The organism is Photobacterium sp. GB-50, from assembly GCF_003026755.1.
In the GTDB taxonomy this organism is placed as follows: domain Bacteria; phylum Pseudomonadota; class Gammaproteobacteria; order Enterobacterales; family Vibrionaceae; genus Photobacterium.
Genome location: NZ_PYNX01000004.1, coordinates 162,092 through 180,269, shown reverse-complemented (window position 1 = coordinate 180,269; position 18,178 = coordinate 162,092). Strand labels below are relative to the sequence as shown.

The 18,178-nt window shown below is 39.2% G+C and carries 15 protein-coding genes; 6 read left to right on the top strand and 9 right to left on the bottom strand.

Annotated features, from left to right (window positions below; genetic code table 11):
• Positions 1 to 194: 194 nt before the first annotated feature.
• Positions 195 to 1,436, top strand: a complete 1,242-nt coding sequence (sstT, locus tag C9J41_RS08000; RefSeq protein ID WP_107207005.1) for a serine/threonine transporter SstT — start codon at positions 195 to 197, stop codon at positions 1,434 to 1,436.
• A gap of 118 nt (positions 1,437 to 1,554) precedes the next feature.
• On the opposite strand, the gene C9J41_RS07995 is transcribed toward sstT, so the two are convergent.
• Positions 1,555 to 1,878: a hypothetical protein gene (locus tag C9J41_RS07995; RefSeq protein WP_107246821.1), complete on the bottom strand. Its 324-nt coding sequence runs from the start codon at positions 1,876 to 1,878 to the stop codon at positions 1,555 to 1,557.
• 314 nt (positions 1,879 to 2,192) lie between these two features.
• Between C9J41_RS07995 and C9J41_RS07990 the strand changes: the two genes are divergently transcribed.
• Together C9J41_RS07990 and C9J41_RS07985 are read left to right on the top strand one after the other, a co-directional pair.
• A complete protein-coding gene (locus tag C9J41_RS07990; RefSeq protein ID WP_105061871.1) occupies positions 2,193 to 2,507 on the top strand; it encodes a hypothetical protein in 315 nt (104 codons plus the stop codon).
• Positions 2,508 to 2,716: 209 nt separating this feature from the next.
• Entirely contained in the window at positions 2,717 to 3,889 is a 1,173-nt protein-coding gene (locus C9J41_RS07985) for a cation:proton antiporter (protein ID WP_107207006.1), read from the top strand.
• A gap of 57 nt (positions 3,890 to 3,946) precedes the next feature.
• On the opposite strand, the gene C9J41_RS07980 is transcribed toward C9J41_RS07985, so the two are convergent.
• On the bottom strand, positions 3,947 to 5,170 hold the full coding sequence (locus C9J41_RS07980; protein WP_107207007.1) for an HlyD family secretion protein: 1,224 nt from the start codon (positions 5,168 to 5,170) through the stop codon (positions 3,947 to 3,949).
• Entirely contained in the window at positions 5,163 to 5,534 is a 372-nt protein-coding gene (locus C9J41_RS07975) for an MFS transporter (protein WP_107207008.1), read from the bottom strand. Before C9J41_RS07975 ends, C9J41_RS07980 begins: the two co-directional genes overlap by 8 nt.
• Positions 5,535 to 5,704: 170 nt before the next feature.
• Here C9J41_RS07975 and C9J41_RS07970 point away from each other — a divergent pair, with 170 nt between their 5' ends.
• Positions 5,705 to 6,718, top strand: a complete 1,014-nt coding sequence (locus C9J41_RS07970; RefSeq protein ID WP_107207009.1) for an AraC family transcriptional regulator — start codon at positions 5,705 to 5,707, stop codon at positions 6,716 to 6,718.
• 67 nt (positions 6,719 to 6,785) lie between these two features.
• On the opposite strand, the gene C9J41_RS07965 is transcribed toward C9J41_RS07970, so the two are convergent.
• Positions 6,786 to 7,139, bottom strand: a complete 354-nt coding sequence (locus C9J41_RS07965; protein WP_107207010.1) for a hypothetical protein — start codon at positions 7,137 to 7,139, stop codon at positions 6,786 to 6,788.
• A gap of 410 nt (positions 7,140 to 7,549) precedes the next feature.
• Between C9J41_RS07965 and C9J41_RS07955 the strand changes: the two genes are divergently transcribed.
• Positions 7,550 to 8,593, top strand: a complete 1,044-nt coding sequence (locus C9J41_RS07955; protein WP_107207012.1) for a GMP reductase — start codon at positions 7,550 to 7,552, stop codon at positions 8,591 to 8,593.
• Between the two features lie 554 nt (positions 8,594 to 9,147).
• The gene (gene corA / locus C9J41_RS07950) at positions 9,148 to 10,098 is read left to right on the top strand and encodes a magnesium/cobalt transporter CorA (protein WP_107207013.1); all 951 of its coding nucleotides are present in this window, start codon (positions 9,148 to 9,150) and stop codon (positions 10,096 to 10,098) included.
• A gap of 95 nt (positions 10,099 to 10,193) precedes the next feature.
• On the opposite strand, the gene C9J41_RS22015 is transcribed toward corA, so the two are convergent.
• From C9J41_RS22015 to C9J41_RS07925, 5 genes are all read right to left on the bottom strand, one after another.
• Positions 10,194 to 12,158, bottom strand: coding sequence for a chitinase (locus tag C9J41_RS22015; RefSeq protein ID WP_233220398.1), 1,965 nt, complete (start codon positions 12,156 to 12,158; stop codon positions 10,194 to 10,196).
• A 289-nt stretch (positions 12,159 to 12,447) separates the two neighbouring features.
• On the bottom strand, positions 12,448 to 12,723 hold the full coding sequence (locus C9J41_RS07940; protein WP_107294440.1) for a hypothetical protein: 276 nt from the start codon (positions 12,721 to 12,723) through the stop codon (positions 12,448 to 12,450).
• Between the two features lie 85 nt (positions 12,724 to 12,808).
• Positions 12,809 to 13,162: a putative quinol monooxygenase gene (locus C9J41_RS07935; protein WP_107207015.1), complete on the bottom strand. Its 354-nt coding sequence runs from the start codon at positions 13,160 to 13,162 to the stop codon at positions 12,809 to 12,811.
• A 175-nt stretch (positions 13,163 to 13,337) separates the two neighbouring features.
• Positions 13,338 to 15,248, bottom strand: a complete 1,911-nt coding sequence (locus C9J41_RS07930; RefSeq protein WP_107207117.1) for a BCCT family transporter — start codon at positions 15,246 to 15,248, stop codon at positions 13,338 to 13,340.
• 723 nt (positions 15,249 to 15,971) lie between these two features.
• Entirely contained in the window at positions 15,972 to 17,360 is a 1,389-nt protein-coding gene (locus C9J41_RS07925) for a lytic polysaccharide monooxygenase (protein ID WP_107259836.1), read from the bottom strand.
• Positions 17,361 to 18,178 lie beyond the last annotated feature (818 nt).

Here is an 18,178-nt window from a genome sequence, read left to right as displayed (position 1 = left end):
TTTATCGTTATCAAACAAGCTGTTTGTATGCCGATTCACCATGTTTTGATAAAAAAATGTTAAATATAACGTTATATTAATGTTGGTTAAAACCTTATAAAAAGATAACTGGCTATTTCAAACAGATCCTGTTAAAAAATGTTTCAGAAGCAAAATAAAAAGCTATTCACAGAATATAAAATGCAGGATGTTATATGAGTCAATCACAACCTTTTTTAGCCAGAGTGGCCAATGGTAGTTTAGTTATACAAATTATGGTCGGTATTGTTGCTGGTGTATTACTTGCAATACTATCACCATCATCAGCGATGAGTGTGAGTTTTCTTGGGGGGTTATTTGTTGCAGCGCTAAAAGCCGTTGCCCCTATTCTTGTTTTCATTTTGGTTGCTTCATCTATTGCCAACCAAAAGAAAGGCACTCATACCAACATGAAGCCAATTATCGTGTTGTATTTATTTGGCACCTTAATGGCGGCATTTACTGCTGTCGCGATGAGCTTTCTTTTCCCGACCACTTTAACGCTTGTTGCTAGTTCTAACTCAATTGCACCACCGGAAGGTATCGCAGAAGTCATTAGTTCCCTGCTATTTAAGATTGTTGATAATCCAGTTCATGCACTTATGAACGGTAACTTTATTGGGATTTTGGCATGGGCTATAGCGCTTGGTTTTGCGCTTCACCAAGCAAGCGATGCAACGAAACAAGTTTTCCATGATATGTCGAATGGCGTTACACTCATTGTTCGCTTTATTATTCGTTTAGCACCTATCGGTATTTTTGGCTTAGTCTCTGAAACCTTTGCTAAAACAGGCTTTGCAGCATTGGCGGGATACGCCCACTTATTAGGTGTACTATTAGGCTCAATGGCAATTCTTGCTTTTGTTATTAACCCAATCATTGTTTACGTAAAAACAGCTGAAAACCCTTACCCACTTGTTTTCCGTTGTGTACGTGAAAGTGGTATTACCGCTTTCTTCACTCGTAGCTCTGCCGCTAACATCCCAGTAAATATGAAACTTTGTAAAGATCTTAACCTGCATGAAGATACTTACTCTGTGTCTATCCCACTGGGCGCTACCATCAATATGGGGGGAGCGGCAATCACTATTACTGTATTAACCCTTGCAGCCGTTCATACCTTAGGTATTGAAGTCGATTTAGCAACAGCCGTTTTACTGAGTGTTGTTGCTGCGGTTTCGGCTTGTGGTGCATCAGGTGTCGCCGGTGGTTCACTACTGTTGATCCCTTTAGCTTCAAGCTTATTTGGTATCCCTAGTGAAGTAGCTATGCAGGTTGTTGCTGTTGGCTTTATTATTGGTGTGATTCAAGATTCAGCAGAAACGGCACTCAACAGTTCAACGGATGTGGTATTTACCGCTGCAGCATGTCGAGCAGCAGAGCGAAAAGAAGCGAAGGCGAAATTACAAAACTCATAATTACGACTTATATACTTAACCCAAATTATGGGTAAAAAAAGCGGCGATATCATTCTATTTATATAGATAATGATATCGCCGCTTTTTTATCACTATACTTAACTTAGTTATGCTTAACTTAATAAACGTTCGTTGCTTTACGTATCGCATTCGATGACTTATTAATGACCCCATTCACGACTTTACGCTTTTGGTTGCGTACTTTTTTTTCAACACGCTTTTCTACATAAGTACCATCTTGAATTTCACTGATAGCACGTTGTGTATTATCAACTTTATTCTGGCCATTGCGTATCGAGTTCTGCGTTCCATGAATTGTATTTTGTACTTTATCTATAGAGTTATCGACACGATTTAACCCTTGAATTAGAGAATCGGCATGGGCCGTTGAGAGAGTCAATAAAGCAACCACTGGGATTAAAGTAAGGTAACGCTTACACATTCATATATTCCTTTAACATATTGAATTTATTGCACCTATCAATAGTAGCAACAGAGATTAAAATTTCAGACTAAAATGAAATAATAAAAAAAATCGACTATTGATTATTCCTGAAATGGATATCCCCTCCTTTCATATGGCTTTAAAATCAGTGAGTTATGCGTTAATAATTGGTTACATTTTAATAAGTAGAACTGATGATAATGATAGATTTTTTTAGTTGGTAACACCTTGTCTTTGCCCGATAAAATCTTCTGACAGCGACAGACGTTTACCAACGTCCTAGCATATTTTAGAACAGAGGGAGACAAGTCATGGCGCAGTATTCTTCCCATGCCGATATCTATACAATTGCAAGATCAGCCTTAACCAAAGCCAGTAAAAAGCTGGCCGATGATGGTTTTGACACCGATCTTTATTGTATCGATGGTCGTATTCGTTTGGTGATTGATAACAATCGACATCAACCTTATGAATACGCATTACAGCTCCATAAAAACACTGATAATGAACAAATTCATCTTGAGGTAATGATTAAAAACAATCAACAATCGTATTTAGTTGATGGGCTGTCTGAGCCTGAATTGATTGCCGATATTTTATCGCAATACAAACGGTATCGCGCTTAATAGTATCAATAAACATAGATAACTAAGCGTTATCTATGTTTATTTCTCGTTATCTCTTCGCTATTTATCACGTTACACACCCGCTTTTACCTATTCCTAATTTCTTGTCGCAAAAACATTCAACCCAATTTTTTTGCAACCACTATGCTTTTATCATTGCCTTCTGCAATCAACTACGCATGCTGCGTTTCATAGCTAGGTAGGTGTCGATGGTTGATAGTATCAATACCATGATTTTCGAGCTTTGCGCGATTGTGATTAGCGCTGCGGGCTTAGGGAGTTTGTTCCTCTTTGCCAAGCAACCGATCATCATCGCGTACATCGTTGCGGGTATTATTATTGGTCCTTATGGGCTCGGCATGATCAATAATGCTGAAGCGATGACCCAAATGGGGCATATTGGCGTCATTTTACTGCTTTTCTTACTTGGCCTAAACTTACAACCTCAACGCTTGCTGCGTCTGTTTAAAGAAAGTGCACTTATCACGCTTTGTTGCAGTCTATTCTTCTTCATTTGCACATTGCTTTTCGCATTAATGATCCAACTTCCTCTCAAAGATGCCATTATCACAGCGGCCGCAATGATGTTTTCTAGTACCGTTATTGGCCTTAAGTTAATTCCTACCACAACGCTTCACCACCAGAAAATGGGAGAAATAATGACCAGTATCTTGTTAATTCAAGATATTTTAGCCATTACTGTTTTACTACTGCTCAATATCGATACCGAGCAGCGTATCGACCTTGCTATCGTTTTGATATTCGCCAAGCTTCTCATTGTGATTGTAAGTGCATACTTCGCCGTTAAGCTCATGCTGCTTCCGCTAATGAAAAAGTTTGATGTTATTCAAGAATACAGTTTTGTCGCAACCCTAGCGTGGTGTTTCTGTTGGGCTGAAATCAGCCATCGTATTGGTCTATCGTACGAAACAGGAGCGTTTATCGCGGGTACATTGTTAGCCGTTAGCCCCATTTCCAATGTTATTTCTATTCACTTGAAACCATTGCGAGAGTTTTTTTTAATCCTGTTCTTTTTCGCTATTGGTGCGAACATTAACTTACTGGCCAGCGATATTTATACTTTATGGGGGATTTTATTTGGTGTAGTACTGATTCGTCTAAAGGCATGGGGATTTTATCGCGCTCTTATCATTTCAAACACAGAAGCTCCTATCAACAAAGAGTTGAGTGCAAGATTAAGCCAAGCCAGCGAGTTTTCTTTATTGCTCGCTTACACTGCCGTCGCTAATGGATTAATTTCAGAACAAGGAAAGACATTTATTCAGATCGTAACATTAACAACTTTCATTCTTTCAACCTATTGGATAGTGAGTCGTTACCCAACCCCTATATCGAATATTAATACGTTACGCCAAGACTAAAAAAGCCAGCTTCTTTATAATAAGAGAGCTGGCTTATTATATATTGTAAGTGATTACCTACATTGACCACACATAGAATAGCTGAGACTTCATTCGAATGATGATCCCACGTACCACATCTAAGAAACCTAAGAAGCTAATCGGCTTTTCTGCGCTGATCCAACCGATACCGACCGATCCGACAGGAATATCATAACCTTCCGTTTCAAGTACTTTCAGGCGGACGAAGTGATGTTTATTTGCCATATTCGCCCCCGTTGTTTGACGCACATTGGTTTCTCGACCAATCAAGTTACCTTGTGATTCACCCGTCGCTTCAACAATACCTTCCACTTCAGCGGTAAACACCTTTCCAGGGTAAACTGCCGTTGCAAATTCAGCCAGTTGTCCCACTTTTACATTACGGATAGCCTGATGGTTAACTCGCATTAATACGTATTTTTCGTCGGTATACATTTGCATACGAGGTACAGAGCCGACAAACTGCCCTTCACGCATAATAAAGTTTGTTACATAACCATCTGCAGGCGCATATACTTTAGTATGATCTAAATCCCATTGTGCTTTTGCTACATTTTCATGCTGTGTATCAACATCAACTTCACGGCTATTCACGGCTAAACGTGACTTTTCTAATGCCAACTTCGCTTTCTTCACTGATATTTTTGCTTTTTCAATTTGTGAAGCAAGCATCACCTTTTGTGACTTAGCAACTTCTACAGCTGTCCGTTGCTCATCTAATTTACTTTGCGTAATCGTATGTTGTACGACTTTATTTTGCTTAATATAACGATTCAGCATTGCTTGTTTTAATTTATAATCTTCATTCGCGGCAACAAGCTGGTTTTGCGCGATCTCAATATCTTTATCTGCGGCGTGATAACTCGCTTGGGCCATATCAACATCTTCTTTAGCAATATCTAAAGCCACTTCTGCTGATGCTAAACTTGCTTGGGCTTTATTAAGCGCAATACGATAGGGTTCCGTATCAAGCTCATACACTAAATCCCCTTCTTTCACCTGACTATTTGGTGTAACGTGAATAGCCTTAACATGGCCATTAATTGTTGTTGCTGCAGGCCTTAACTGAATATGGGGTGACTGTACTAGTGAGCCTCCAGATAAATCCATCGGTGCGAACGTAATTAACCCGTACCATACAAACACTAGCCAACTACCACCGCCAATATACGCAAAAGCCTTAGTAAACTTATTCCATGGCATACCCACCAAACGAAGCAGATAAATAAATAGCGCCCATACTGCTAAACCTTCAAGCATTCGTCTGCTCCTCTTTTGTTGGTGGCGCTAAAGATGAATCATTATCTACACCATTCGTTTTTGTATTAGGACTATCGCCATGCCAGATATCACGTAATCGCTTCAGTGCTTGCTCTCCATCAACGAACGCAATAATCACGGCAAGAACCCATACCCAATGCCAGATAAAGCCTATCCAAGTTAATGCTGTAATTAATCCTATTTGGTGATGTTGACTACTTGATGCTTTATGAATAGGTAATTCATGTAGTTTCCAAAAACCAATGCCAATAGCTGCAATTGTGCCAATCAAGACAACACCTGCAACAATATGTAATACCATATCTATGTTCGTGCCAGTGAAAGGCATACTAAATAAACTCATTAAATTCTCCGGTCATTTAGTCATTATTCTTATTTAACGGATTAGCGTTATTAATTGAGTTCATTGTGAGTAATTTTGTGTATCGAGAAATAAAAACGGGCTGAAAGCATCATTTATTACTACTATTTGATATATTCTATCCATTACATACTTTTTGTCGGTCTGCTAACATGTTAGATATTGCTTTTATAAGAACCTTATTTATCAAGCCTCTCAATAGTGCACTCATAAAGCATTACGACCTTTCATTCAGCCACCTTGAAGTGCCAGATTTATTGCTTAAAGAAAGCATGTCGCTGCTCCCTTTTAATGATTATTTGGCTTGGTTAGAACGTATTGAACAACTCACCGATGACTCCGCTTATATGGTAAAGCTGGCTAAAGAGATAACATTTGAACAAATGGGAGGATTAGGAGAATGGTATTTAAGTTGCCCCGATTTGCCATTAGCACTGAGACGAATCAACTATGGCTTATCATGCTTGCAAAGTGGTGCGTCATACCACAGCGAACTCTCGGGCAATATCTTAAAATGGACTTATCACAACCCTTACTCTAAAGGACGAGGAGGGCTGCATGATAATTTGCGGGTAGCTATCTTATTTGTTCAAACAATTCGTGAGTATTTGGGTGACGACTTCACTCCATTAAAGATCCAACTAAATGCCACTGAAACCCACAACTCAGCTATCAATGATTATTTTCAATGCCCTATTCGCTGGAACGCACATTCAACCCAAGTTTGGCTGCCTATGTCAGTATTAGAGCATGTCGATAATCGTGTGCTTAAATTCAAAAAACCCATGTTAATGTCAAATTTACAACTTGATGATTTTTTAAACATGCCACAACCGACTGATACCGCAAAATTAATGTTTGAGTTGATCAATTATTCACGCTACTACCAGTACCCTAATCTCGATTTTATTGCACAACGTTTAGACTTATCAAAGCAACAGTTACAACGACGATTGCACCGCTTTGGCTGGACATTCACCGATACCACTAACTATGTATTATGTAACATTGCAATAAAGTACATGCAACGCGGGCTGCCCATAACAGAGATCGCGGCAAATTTAAGTTATAAAAATGTCCAAAGCTTTAACAAAGCCTTTCAAAGAAATCGAGGGGTAACGCCAATACAATATCAGCAGCGTTTACTAGAAAAACAAAAATCATAAATAGCAGATACAAAAAAGCGTTAAATAACTCAGTTATTTAACGCTTTTTTCAATTTTAATCATTAATTTAAGCGACAGCTTGTGCAGTTATATCCGTGCCATCGGCTGTAACGTTAATCACTTTATCTCGGATTGTCGACATCAACACGATAGGCCCCATCATATTGACACGCAACGGTGTTCCGCCTAAACCATAGTGTATTTCAGAAGAATCAGATGATGAGTAGTTATATTTGTAGTTAAATTTATCGCACGCCATATGCAACAAATCAAAATCTTTACGATGACAAGAAATATAAGCACGCCAATACATTGCATCAATGATCTCTTCAGGCTGCTCTGCCCGAATGATGAAACGCCAACTTCCATCTTCCCCGTAAAAATCGAGAGGAAAAATTTTCCTTACCTTTCTTTTCTTCAACAAATTAAACCTTCCCACAACCCTTCGTAGAAAAAGATAGCTTTACAAACTGGCCACCTTTTAAGAATAGCTTCTCATTTTAAAGATACGAATTATTTCAAATTTTATTTTTATCAGTACAAACTACGCAGGAAATTATGCAAGGATTTACCAAGAATGGAAGCGAAAAGTTTATAAAAAGTATTACTTTGATAGTAAATCAGGCTAGTTTTATCTTCATTTATCGTCACAAATACACATTTATTTACATTTATAGGCTTGTTTTTGAAAATTTGCTTCCTATAATGTTGAAAACCGGAGCGTCTGACAACGCTCCGGTTTTTTTGTGCCTGCTCACTAGGCGAAAATGTTTACCTGCCAGTAACGATTTCGTTGAGCAGCATTCGATAAGATAAGTTTAAGGAATAACCATGCGTATCGAACAAGACTTGAAATTGGGCTTTAAAGATGTACTGTTTCGTCCAAAACGTTCAACCTTAAAAAGTCGCTCTCAAGTTGAATTAACCCGCGATTTTACATTCAAACATAGTGGTCGTCAATGGTCTGGCGTACCCATTATTGCTGCAAACATGGACTCTGTTGGTAGCTTTGAAATGGTTAAATCCTTATCAAAACACAATGTGATGACAGCAGTTCATAAACACTATACGGTAGAGCAATGGGCTGACTTTATTAACAGCAACGACGCCTCTGTTCTGAATAATGCCATGGTTTCTACTGGCACTTCTGACGCTGATTTCCAAAAAACCAAAGACATCATGGCTATGACAGATGATTTAATCTTCATTTGTATTGATATTGCTAATGGTTACTCTGAACACCTTGTTGAGTATGTTGAAAAAGTACGTGCGGCATTCCCAGATAAAGTGATCAGTGCTGGTAACGTTGTAACAGGTGATATGGTTGAGGAACTGATTCTTGCAGGTGCTGATATTGTTAAAGTGGGTATTGGCCCAGGTTCAGTATGTACAACACGTGTAAAAACGGGTGTCGGCTACCCTCAACTATCCGCTATTATTGAGTGTGCAGATGCTGCGCACGGCCTAGGTGGCCGTATCATTGGTGACGGTGGTTGTTCATGTGCTGGCGACGTATCAAAAGCATTTGGTGGCGGTGCTGATTTCGTTATGCTTGGTGGTATGTTAGCGGCGCACGATGAAAGCGGCGGCGAACTTATCGAGCAAGATGGCAAAACATTTATGAAGTTCTACGGTATGTCTAGCCAAAGTGCAATGGACAAGCACTCAGGTGGCGTGGCGAAATACCGTGCAGCAGAAGGTAAAACTGTACTGCTTCCTTACCGTGGCCCTGTTGAAAATACAATCCAAGATATTATGGGTGGTGTCCGCTCAACATGTACTTATGTCGGTGCCGCGCAGCTTAAAGAGCTAACTAAGCGTACGACATTTATTCGAGTACAAGAGCAAGAAAACAACGTTTACGGTAAAGAGTAAGTTATTGATTTTATATTTAAAAAATAGAAAGTCATAATTTGATATAGCCTTTTTCTTCGCGACTTCCGTGTTTGAAGAAGGCTTTATTCTTTCCCATAGTTACTCATTAATACTCCTCGCGTTAGTAGAGAAGACGCCTCTCTACATAACACAACCACAACCGTCCTAGCAGCTATCTGCTCACAATAACTTTCCTGAATCAACGCTGAATGAGCCATTTACCTAACTTATCTTAGCGCAAATCTAATGTTGCAATAGCGCTAGTTGATGTTCTATGAGCTCAAGCGTAACATGCGCACACCATCATTTGAGAGGACACCACTTTGAACACTCCCAGTCGATACTGGAATAATATTTTTCCTCGTTAATCTGTCCTCCCCTGCTTTTGCGTGTGAGTTGACAACGTTTAACTGTCAGCATACGCAGCCCTATTGTTCGTTGCTTTTGTTTAAATCTTATTCCACCAGTTTGTATTGGTAGAAGCTCTGTTTATCTTGCTTCAAATTGTGTTTTAATGTGTTGTTAATATCATCACCATTCGCGGAGATATAAACATGCTAAACGCATTTAAATTGAACGATTTCCGTTTACAACGTTTGAATTTAGAAGATAAAGATCCAATCTCATCAGCATTATGGGTTGATCTTATCGAACCCAATGAAGAAGAACGAGATCGCGTTCAAATAGAACTAGGTCAAGAGTTAGCAACTCGCCCTGAACTAGAAGATATTGAGGCTAGTGCGCGCTTTTTTGAAGATGAAGACGGTCTTCATATTCACTCTTTCTTCTATTATGAGGATGCTGAAGATTATGCCACTAACTCAACAGTGGCTTTTACCATCCGTGATGGTCGCTTATTTACCTTACGTGAGCGTGAATTACCTGCATTTCGTCTTTACCGAATGCGAGCACGTACTCAACATTTACAACAAGGTAGTGCTTATGAGTTGCTGTTAGATCTATTTGAAACAAAAATTGAGCAACTGGCTGATGTTATTGAAGACATTTACAGCGCGTTAGAGTCAATTGGTAAGGTCATTTTAGGTGGTAAACCGGGCGAGCATTTTGACAAAGCCTTATCTAGTCTTGCAGAGCAAGAAGATGCAGGATGGAAGATTCGTTTATGTCTTATGGATACTCAGCGCGCACTAAGCTTTTTAGTAAGAAAAGCGCGTTTACCAGCAAGTGAGTTAGAGCAAGCACGCGAAGTATTACGCGATATTGAATCTCTATTGCCCTACAATGAATCTTTATTCCAAAAGGTTAACTTCCTGATGGATGCGGCTATGGGTTTCATTAATATTGAGCAAAACCGAATTATTAAAATATTTTCGGTGGTATCAGTAATATTTCTTCCGCCAACATTAGTTGCATCTAGCTATGGTATGAACTTTAAGTTTATGCCTGAACTTCATTGGGAGCTCGGTTATCCTTATGCGCTATTGCTCATGCTACTGGCAGGTTTTGCACCTTACCTCTACTTTAAACGTAAAGGTTGGTTATAATATCCCTTTTTATAGCGTCTTCTTGCTATAAAGAAAAAGCCCACAGCTGAAATTCATCATCACTGTGGGCTTTGTTATTTACTTTTGGATCTTAATTAATTAGGAATAATGTCACCATTCACGCCCGTTGCCTGTACATTGAAATTATCTTCAACACACAGCTCGTAATCGCCAGCATTCCATGCACTGTAAGCGGTTTGATAACCCACTAACTTACATTTGAAGCTAGCATTACTTGGAGTATTCGCATCCCAGCTCCAATCTTTGTCCCAGTACACTTCTAGTGCTCCTGCACCGCTCGTATTAAACGGTTTCATATCAGCGCAATCTAACTTCTCGCCTGAGATATCAAGATTTAAGTAATTAGTGATTTCTTTATAATAAGCAATACGCGCTTTAGCTTGTGGTGTTGTCGATCCTTTCGTACATTCAAAGGCACCGTTAATGATTTGAATCGTGGCGCCAAAGCCATGCTCAATACCGTTGGCTTTGTCTGCTGCATTTGGCTGCCACGTACCATCAATAACATGTAACATACTCGGCTTTGGTGGTTGTGGATAGACATAAAAGAAAACTGCAGACGCAAGATTTAACCATGTATCAGCCACCAGCTCTGGTTTTTCTAACAGCACCATTTTGTCGTCAAACATAGCCTCAGAGAAAGGTCCGTAGTTATAGTTCCAACTTAACTGTTTTGCTCCACGTCCAAAGTAACTCTTATTTGCACAAGGCCAGCGATCACCAGCCCACCCAGTACATTTATTGTAAGGGCCTGTGGTATCACTTTCTGACTTGTTAATTTCACGCACATAATACAATCCTTGACGCCACTCAGGATTACCTAATGCTCCTTCCCAGTTTGGCGCATGAGCCCCCGTTTCTTGTACAAAATGAGCAAACATAGTGGCAAGTGAACGCTTACAGATCGCTAAAGAGTCTCGACCATCATTATAGGTACGGCAAAACGCAGGGAATTTTGCAATCGCTTGAAGGAAACGATTATAGGTATAAGCTTGATTGCGGATCGGGAACAAGAACTCCCATAATGCTTCATTTACAATCGACTCTGCTCGTTTTACGTTTTCAGGATTCGCTGCACGTAATGGTAATACCGCTTCTACTGATACGTTATCTAACGTTACAGTATCTGAACGTACTCGATCGAATAACTCACCACTGGTTAGGCTTTGTTCAATTGCAATAAACTCAGCACGTGGAATTAAGTATCCTCCGTTACCATCAGAGGTTACTGTCATGGTTGTTGGTACATCAATAGCCGGGCAATCTTCAACCTTAGTTGCAGTTGTTCCATCAGGACACGTCACAGGTATGACAGGGCACTGTGCAATATCATCAACTTGGCTACCATCTTCACAGACCACTTTTTCTGGCGGACAAAACTCAACAGAATCAGCAGAATTTCCATCAGAACACACCACAGGCGGAGCAACTGGGCACTCATCTACCGTTGCTGCGTTGCTGCCATCAGGACATTCAACAGGCGCTATCACACATTGATTTTCAATTAATACTTCAGGTAACTCACAAGTAATTGGTGGCTCAACAGTGCCACAACTTGTTTGAGCCCAGAACCATGAACTGGCTTTTGGTGCTTCCCATACCCCAGGGTTATTTTGAGCAATAAAACACTGTCGTTGATAAGAAACAATATCACCATTAGCTACACGAGTTTCACCTAACACAAAAGTGGTAATATCAGAAGGTATGTCTATTGTTGGTGGCTCTGGGTCTATGACGGGTGGCTCAGTAACAGGAAGTTCTACAACAGGAGGCGCGACAGGCGGTTCAACGGTATCACTTGAGCAGATTACCGGCACCCAAAACCATGAACCTGATTTTGGTGCTTCCCAAGTTCCCGGGTTATTTTTTGCGGTGTAACATTCCCCTTTAAAAGAGACAATATCGCCATTAATGACTTTCGTAACACCAAGCTCAAAAGGGATTTCTTTAGCAGAAACATGGGTGGCAAATAGCCCTATTGCAGCTGATAGGTATAAAGCAATTGAAGCGACTTTATTTGCTGGTTTAATTCTCAGCATTTTATCATCCTTGATTTGGAAGTTTACAAGATGACAAAATAAATGATGATGAATAATGAGAGCTATGTTTAAACCCTCAACCTCTATTTCTCAACTTGTTATTTTATCGTGGATATACTTTTTCAGTATTGCGAGCGCATTTTTACATCGCAACCAAACCCACAATTTTTAGAGAAATAACACAAGTGGTAAGACAAAATAACAAGAGAGCTATCAATAATTACATCAAAGTTGCAACCTATGCCAAATTTATGACGCTATACATCATCCAATAACACCATTACTGCGGCTATTTATTCGCAAATAAAATTTTACGATGGTTATCTTTTAAAACAATACCAATTTCAGCGAGTTTATCTGCTACTAATAAACGCATCTCATTTTTAACCGTATCGGTCGGCTCAATCTCATAAACGCACGTAACCGTTAAACTATCTGGAAAAGATTGATAATTAACATTGTGTGTTAACCATTGAAAACCTGGCTGGCTTTGTTGGGCAATATGGCAAACATCCGTTAAGGCCGAAATAATGGTGTTATCTATTTTTTTATCTGTTTTTCGCATTTTAAAATACCGATCTAATCAAAATATGCCCTGTAATATCAACATTATCAGGGCATCTTTAACATTCAAAAAATATGACCTCTATCTATACATCAAAACACGGCGCATCATAATCGTAACCTTCATCACTGTAAGCGGTAACAATGGCATCTTCGACTAACCCTGCTGGATCTTTAACTTGGCTATTAAAAAAATGTTGGATTTGTTTACGTCGACCATGAGCGGCCCACGATTCAGCATCTTGCCAGATTTCATTAAAAACAATCGGGTAATCATTTCGAGTTGCACTAGGGTGATCAATCTGACGCGTCAACATATATTGAATACAACCTTCTTCACGGTATGAATCCGGCTCTAATGCTTTTAGCACATCAAATAATTCAGCTTCTTTCCCTGCTTTTGGTTTAAATTGAGCAAGTACATATACTCGGCTTGTCATTATCATTCCCCTTCTTGTGCTATGTTTTGCGTATCGGTAAGTCAAAACTTTAACGTATCAATGTTTACAAAGATACTTGTTACTTCTTTGATATTTTTATTTTGTTATCTCAATGCCAGTAAAATAAAAAAAGCGACCCCTAAGGATCGCTTTATGAATGCAATAACGTTAGTTATTAAGCGGTTGCTTCAGTTATTGCTGCTTGTTCTCTCTCTTTCATCAACTCATTGAAAACAACACGTGCTTCCTGTGCTTGTGCTGATGCTTCAAGCTTGGTTTCTTTCGCTGCCATCGCTTCTGTGGTTAGGCGGTGTAACTCTTCTGCTAATTCAGCAGGAACCTCACCCATATCCGCGCCACTATCACCACGGGCTAATGCTTCAGCTCGAATTGTTTTCTTAATTTTCCAGATTGCATTCAGTGCATCACGCTCAGCATCTGCCGCTTCAATCGCAACATCTTTCAATTGCTCAAACTTCGCTAACGCCATGCCTTCTTTTGACCATGGATCAACATCAGGTAAATCTTCGATGTTAATAACAGGATCTTCGTAGCCTTCTTGGTGACTCAAGTCTAATGTTGCAGCTTTAACTGCTGAAATCATTAGCATTACAGTAATGAACAGTAATGGTAAGCCACCTACAATCGCCGCAGTTTGCAATGTTGCTAAGCCGCCCATGAACATCAATACCGATGGCATAAATGACATTGCGAAAGCCCAGAACAGACGGTTCCATCGCATTGGCTCTTCTGTTACGTCGTTTTGTACAACAGAGGCCAGAATGTACGAGATTGAGTCAAACGTTGTCGCTGTAAAGATTAAACATAATCCAGTAAATACAGCGATAACTAATGTGCTAAATGGCAGTTGTTCTAGGATAGAGAAGATCGCTTTTGTTGCACCTTCAGCATTCAGGATTGACACCACATCTAACTGACCCGATAGCTGTAGCGATAAACCATAGTTACCCAGTACCATGAAGAATAGGAAACAGCCCATTGAACCGAAGAAGATAGAACCCGCTACCATTTGCTTGATCGTACGACCACGAGAGATACGTGCGATAAACAGACCCATACTTGGTGCAAACACTAACCACCATGCCCAGTAGAAGATTGTCCAATCTTGTGGGAAGTGCGTGTCTTCAAATGAACCGTAGCCGCCAAATGGCTCTGCCCATGTTGCCATCACAAAGAAATTAGACAGCATACGACCTAGTGAATCTAAGCCTGTTTCCAGCATGAAAATAGTAGGACCAACAGCCAAGATAAACGCAAGTAAGCCAAGCGCACCCCAGAAGTTGATATTACTTAGGATCTTGATGCCTTTTTCCATACCCGCATATGCTGAGTAACCAAAAATTAAAGTACAAATCAGTAGTACGAAAATTTGTGTTTCTGTATTTTTTGGTGTGCCGAACAGGTAGTTTGAACCTTCAGTAATAAGAGGTGCGGCTAAACCTAATGTTGTTGCACCACCACCTAGTAAACCAAAAATAAAAAGAACATCGATAACTTTACCTGTCCAACCGTAGCTACGTGCTTCACCAATAACAGGCATTAGCGCTGCAGAAACTTTTAAGACAGGCTGCTTACGAACATAGAAGAAATAAGCAATTGGCACAGCCGGTACAAGGTAGATAGCCCACGCAACAGGTCCCCAGTGGAATACACCGTAGGTCGCAGCCCAACGTACCGCTTCTTCACTTCCTGGTGTTAATTGGAAAGGCGGACTTTGGTAGTAGTAAGCCCACTCAATAGCACCCCAATAAAGGATACTTGCACCAATACCACCACAAAATAGCATTGCAGCCCATGATGCAGTTTTAAATTCAGGCTCTTCGTCTGCATCACCCAATTTAATTTGGCCTATATCAGAGAAGATAATGTAAACCATAAAGAATACAGCAGCTAAACCTAACGCTAGGTATAAGAAACCGAGTTTATCTGTCATGAATGTTTTTGCTGTCGCAATCCAGATAGCCCCTTCTTTAGGGAAAAGGATCAGTGGAACAACCACCGAGATCAACATTGCGAGTGCGCCAAAGAATGTTGGCTTATCGATCAACTTAAAGTTTTTTTGTATTGTGTTCACTATGTTTCCTTACTGCTACACATAGTCCATAAAAGTAAAACTAATGTTCATCTTTTAACAACAACAACACAAACAGAAAACTTAATTGAGGTTATAAGTTTTTTTTATCGATTCTGTTTTTATTCATTTTCTGAGCACTAATCCGCATATATATTAAAAAACAGACGGTAACACGTTACTGAATTAACATTTTGATACAATTGAGAGCTCTTACTTTCCTTTTCACATCTCCCCCTCTCTTTCAAAAATATTCACTCTGATAAGTAGCTATTAACAACCTATTCATACTTTATATCGAACCAGATCATAAATATCCCTAAAAAAAAAGCGAAGCCCTATTCGGGCTTCACTTTATAAATGATGATTAAGCTAAATCAAATAATGAGGTCATTGATAAGTATTTACTTTCACCTTACTTTTTGGGCTGCTTAAATTTATATCGAGCAAGATCAAATCCTTTTATTCTTGGATCTTTAAAAGCAGAATACTGAACAATTTTATCTGTGTTTTTGTGCAACAACATTGGGTAGTTTTGCTTACTCTCATATTGGCTTTCAATAATAGAGCATAATGTTAGATAGCTTTTTAGATAGAGCGCGATCAAAACTTCTTGCTATTCTTGCCGACAAAATATCTGACGAACTCATAAGTTCTAACTTATCGAATAGAAAAAAGCCTATATCCAGTAGATATAGGCTTCTCTTTTAGTTAAGGTTACAGCTTACGCCAAACACCCCAATCACCCGTTGTTCCTGGCTCTTCGCCTTTAGTGTACCAACCAGCTTTCCAACTTGAGCCGTTGTGAGTTACAACGTCATTCTCGTTGTAAACTCTAGAAGAAGACCAAGCTCCCAGTTCTGGTTTTTCACCTTCAGCGAGTACTTGTTTCCACACATCTGCTTTGCTTGGCTCTTCGCCTTTAGTGTACCAACCAGCTTTCCATGTCTTACCTAGGTGAGTTACCACATCACCATCGTTATAAACAGCCGTTTTGCTCCAGCTACCTTCAGGCACTTCTGTTTCTGGCTCTTCAGGATCAACAGGTGGAACTGGTGGTAGTGGCTCTAGTGCTTTAATCGTACTAACAGCAAAAGCGTAATCTTTCTCTGATACCCATACTTGGTTTGCATGAATATTAGAGTCATTAAATTCGTATTGACCTGAAGTTTGGTTCCATACACCTACAATAAGCTTTTCTGAATCTAGAGCATTAATCTCAGATGCTAGTGTTTCTACCCATGTAGCTTGGTTAGCAGCAGTGATCACTAAACGGTGATCAAACACTTCTGCACCCGTTACTGGTGCCATTAGACGGAAACGGACAATGTCACCTTCAGCTGGTACTTGGTAACCCGCAGGTACAAAGTAACCTGGAATTGCGTTCATATCACCACCAACAACTGGTGGAGGCGTCACTTCACCACCATTACCAGACTGCTTAATGATAATATCACTACAGTTGTAGAAACCTTCACCCACTGGATCAATACGCTGCCAGCGAGTGTAAAGTACTGCATCACCTGAACGATCCTTTGGAAGCTTCACTTTAAAGTTATACGTTTTGTAAGGTGAGCCATCACTTGGCATCACATTACCTGCCGTATGAACAAGTTCTAGATCATCCCAGTTTAAAGGTTGTGAAAAATCGTGACCGGGTTTCGTCAGGTAAAATTCCCAGAACGATGGGTTATGTGGTGCTGTTGCTGTCCACACGAAATCGAACTCACCGTTTGAATCAAGAACGATTTCCGTTTTTTGCCAATCTTTATGTGGGATATCTAGACCCGTTTTACCTGGCATACCCGCGGCACAAAGTTGACCATCTTTAATGTTCGCTTTAACCGTATTGATATCATTGTAATTAGGATTCAAAGATGCCACTTCATTACGTTGAATGAATGCCTCTACACCTGATTTTTCGTACGATGCTTTACACGCTGCGTTAGGGATCGCATTTGACCAAAAACCACCATCGTTATAACACGTGTTTTGACGAGCACTTGGGAACTCAGCCCAACCGTGAGCATTTGCAGCACCAATTGCAGCTATATTAGCTAGAGCAAATGCTACAGATAAAGATAGTTTTTTTAATTTAGATGACATTATTTTCTCTCAATAAATGTGTCGTGACCTAAGTTTTATTTAAAATTTAGAACACTATTCTATAACCACTGTTTTAATCCACTTTTATGGTTATTTTTATACAGTGAAAGCGCAAAGAACTCATTCCATCCGCTGCTGCATTTTATAATGCATAGAACAAAAAACGTATAATAAACAAAATTAATCAATACGATAAAACCACAAACAACAACAACCCAACCAATTGTTTTAAAAGAAATAATTACATCACAGATGCGTTGAAACAATACTTTTTGTTACATTTAAAAATGTTAAATTGATATATTTTTAAAAATAAACATCACACATCACCATTATTAAAATAAAAAAATTAAAAATAAGAATATATTATTGCCACGTCAAAAAATCAGCTGCAAATATGTCAATATATCGACAGTCGATAATTGAAAAATATTTAAGATTACAATCTACCTACTATTTAATCGTCAGTTTTATTTTAAACATTAAATTATTAAGGTATTTCCAACACTACAGGTAAAAAATCATTTACAACGTCTATAGTAAGAGTACAGGTCAAAACCACACACTTAATGATATTGATTTGTATTACCATTTCATTTTTATTTGGTGTTTAATAGCAACTTCTACCTTCTATCTACGCAACAACAAATGAGATAAAACGAGTGAGCCGATAATAATTGCAGTGAATAAATGCTCATATTGGAATTCCTGAACATTGTTCAAAAAACGATTTTTTATGCTTACACTCCGTCATTTTAGCACTTTAGATAAAATAGCATTCTATATTTAGAATGTTTCATTTCTATATTTTTAATTAC

Bases quoted from the DNA above. Each gene is read 5' to 3' on its own strand.
- C9J41_RS07980 (WP_107207007.1), bottom strand. From the start codon at position 5,170: ATGCTTGAAGGTTTAGCAGTATGGGCGCTATTTATTTATCTGCTTCGT.
- C9J41_RS07975 (WP_107207008.1), bottom strand. From the start codon at position 5,534: ATGAGTTTATTTAGTATGCCTTTCACTGGCACGAACATAGATATGGTA.
- C9J41_RS07940 (WP_107294440.1), bottom strand. From the start codon at position 12,723: ATGCGAAAAACAGATAAAAAAATAGATAACACCATTATTTCGGCCTTA.
- C9J41_RS07935 (WP_107207015.1), bottom strand. From the start codon at position 13,162: ATGACAAGCCGAGTATATGTACTTGCTCAATTTAAACCAAAAGCAGGG.
- C9J41_RS07985 (WP_107207006.1), top strand. From the start codon at position 2,717: ATGGTTGATAGTATCAATACCATGATTTTCGAGCTTTGCGCGATTGTG.
- C9J41_RS07995 (WP_107246821.1), bottom strand. From the start codon at position 1,878: ATGTGTAAGCGTTACCTTACTTTAATCCCAGTGGTTGCTTTATTGACT.
- sstT (WP_107207005.1), top strand. From the start codon at position 195: ATGAGTCAATCACAACCTTTTTTAGCCAGAGTGGCCAATGGTAGTTTA.
- corA (WP_107207013.1), top strand. From the start codon at position 9,148: ATGCTAAACGCATTTAAATTGAACGATTTCCGTTTACAACGTTTGAAT.
- C9J41_RS22015 (WP_233220398.1), bottom strand. From the start codon at position 12,158: ATGCTGAGAATTAAACCAGCAAATAAAGTCGCTTCAATTGCTTTATAC.
- C9J41_RS07990 (WP_105061871.1), top strand. From the start codon at position 2,193: ATGGCGCAGTATTCTTCCCATGCCGATATCTATACAATTGCAAGATCA.
- C9J41_RS07970 (WP_107207009.1), top strand. From the start codon at position 5,705: ATGTTAGATATTGCTTTTATAAGAACCTTATTTATCAAGCCTCTCAAT.
- C9J41_RS07955 (WP_107207012.1), top strand. From the start codon at position 7,550: ATGCGTATCGAACAAGACTTGAAATTGGGCTTTAAAGATGTACTGTTT.
- C9J41_RS07925 (WP_107259836.1), bottom strand. From the start codon at position 17,360: ATGTCATCTAAATTAAAAAAACTATCTTTATCTGTAGCATTTGCTCTA.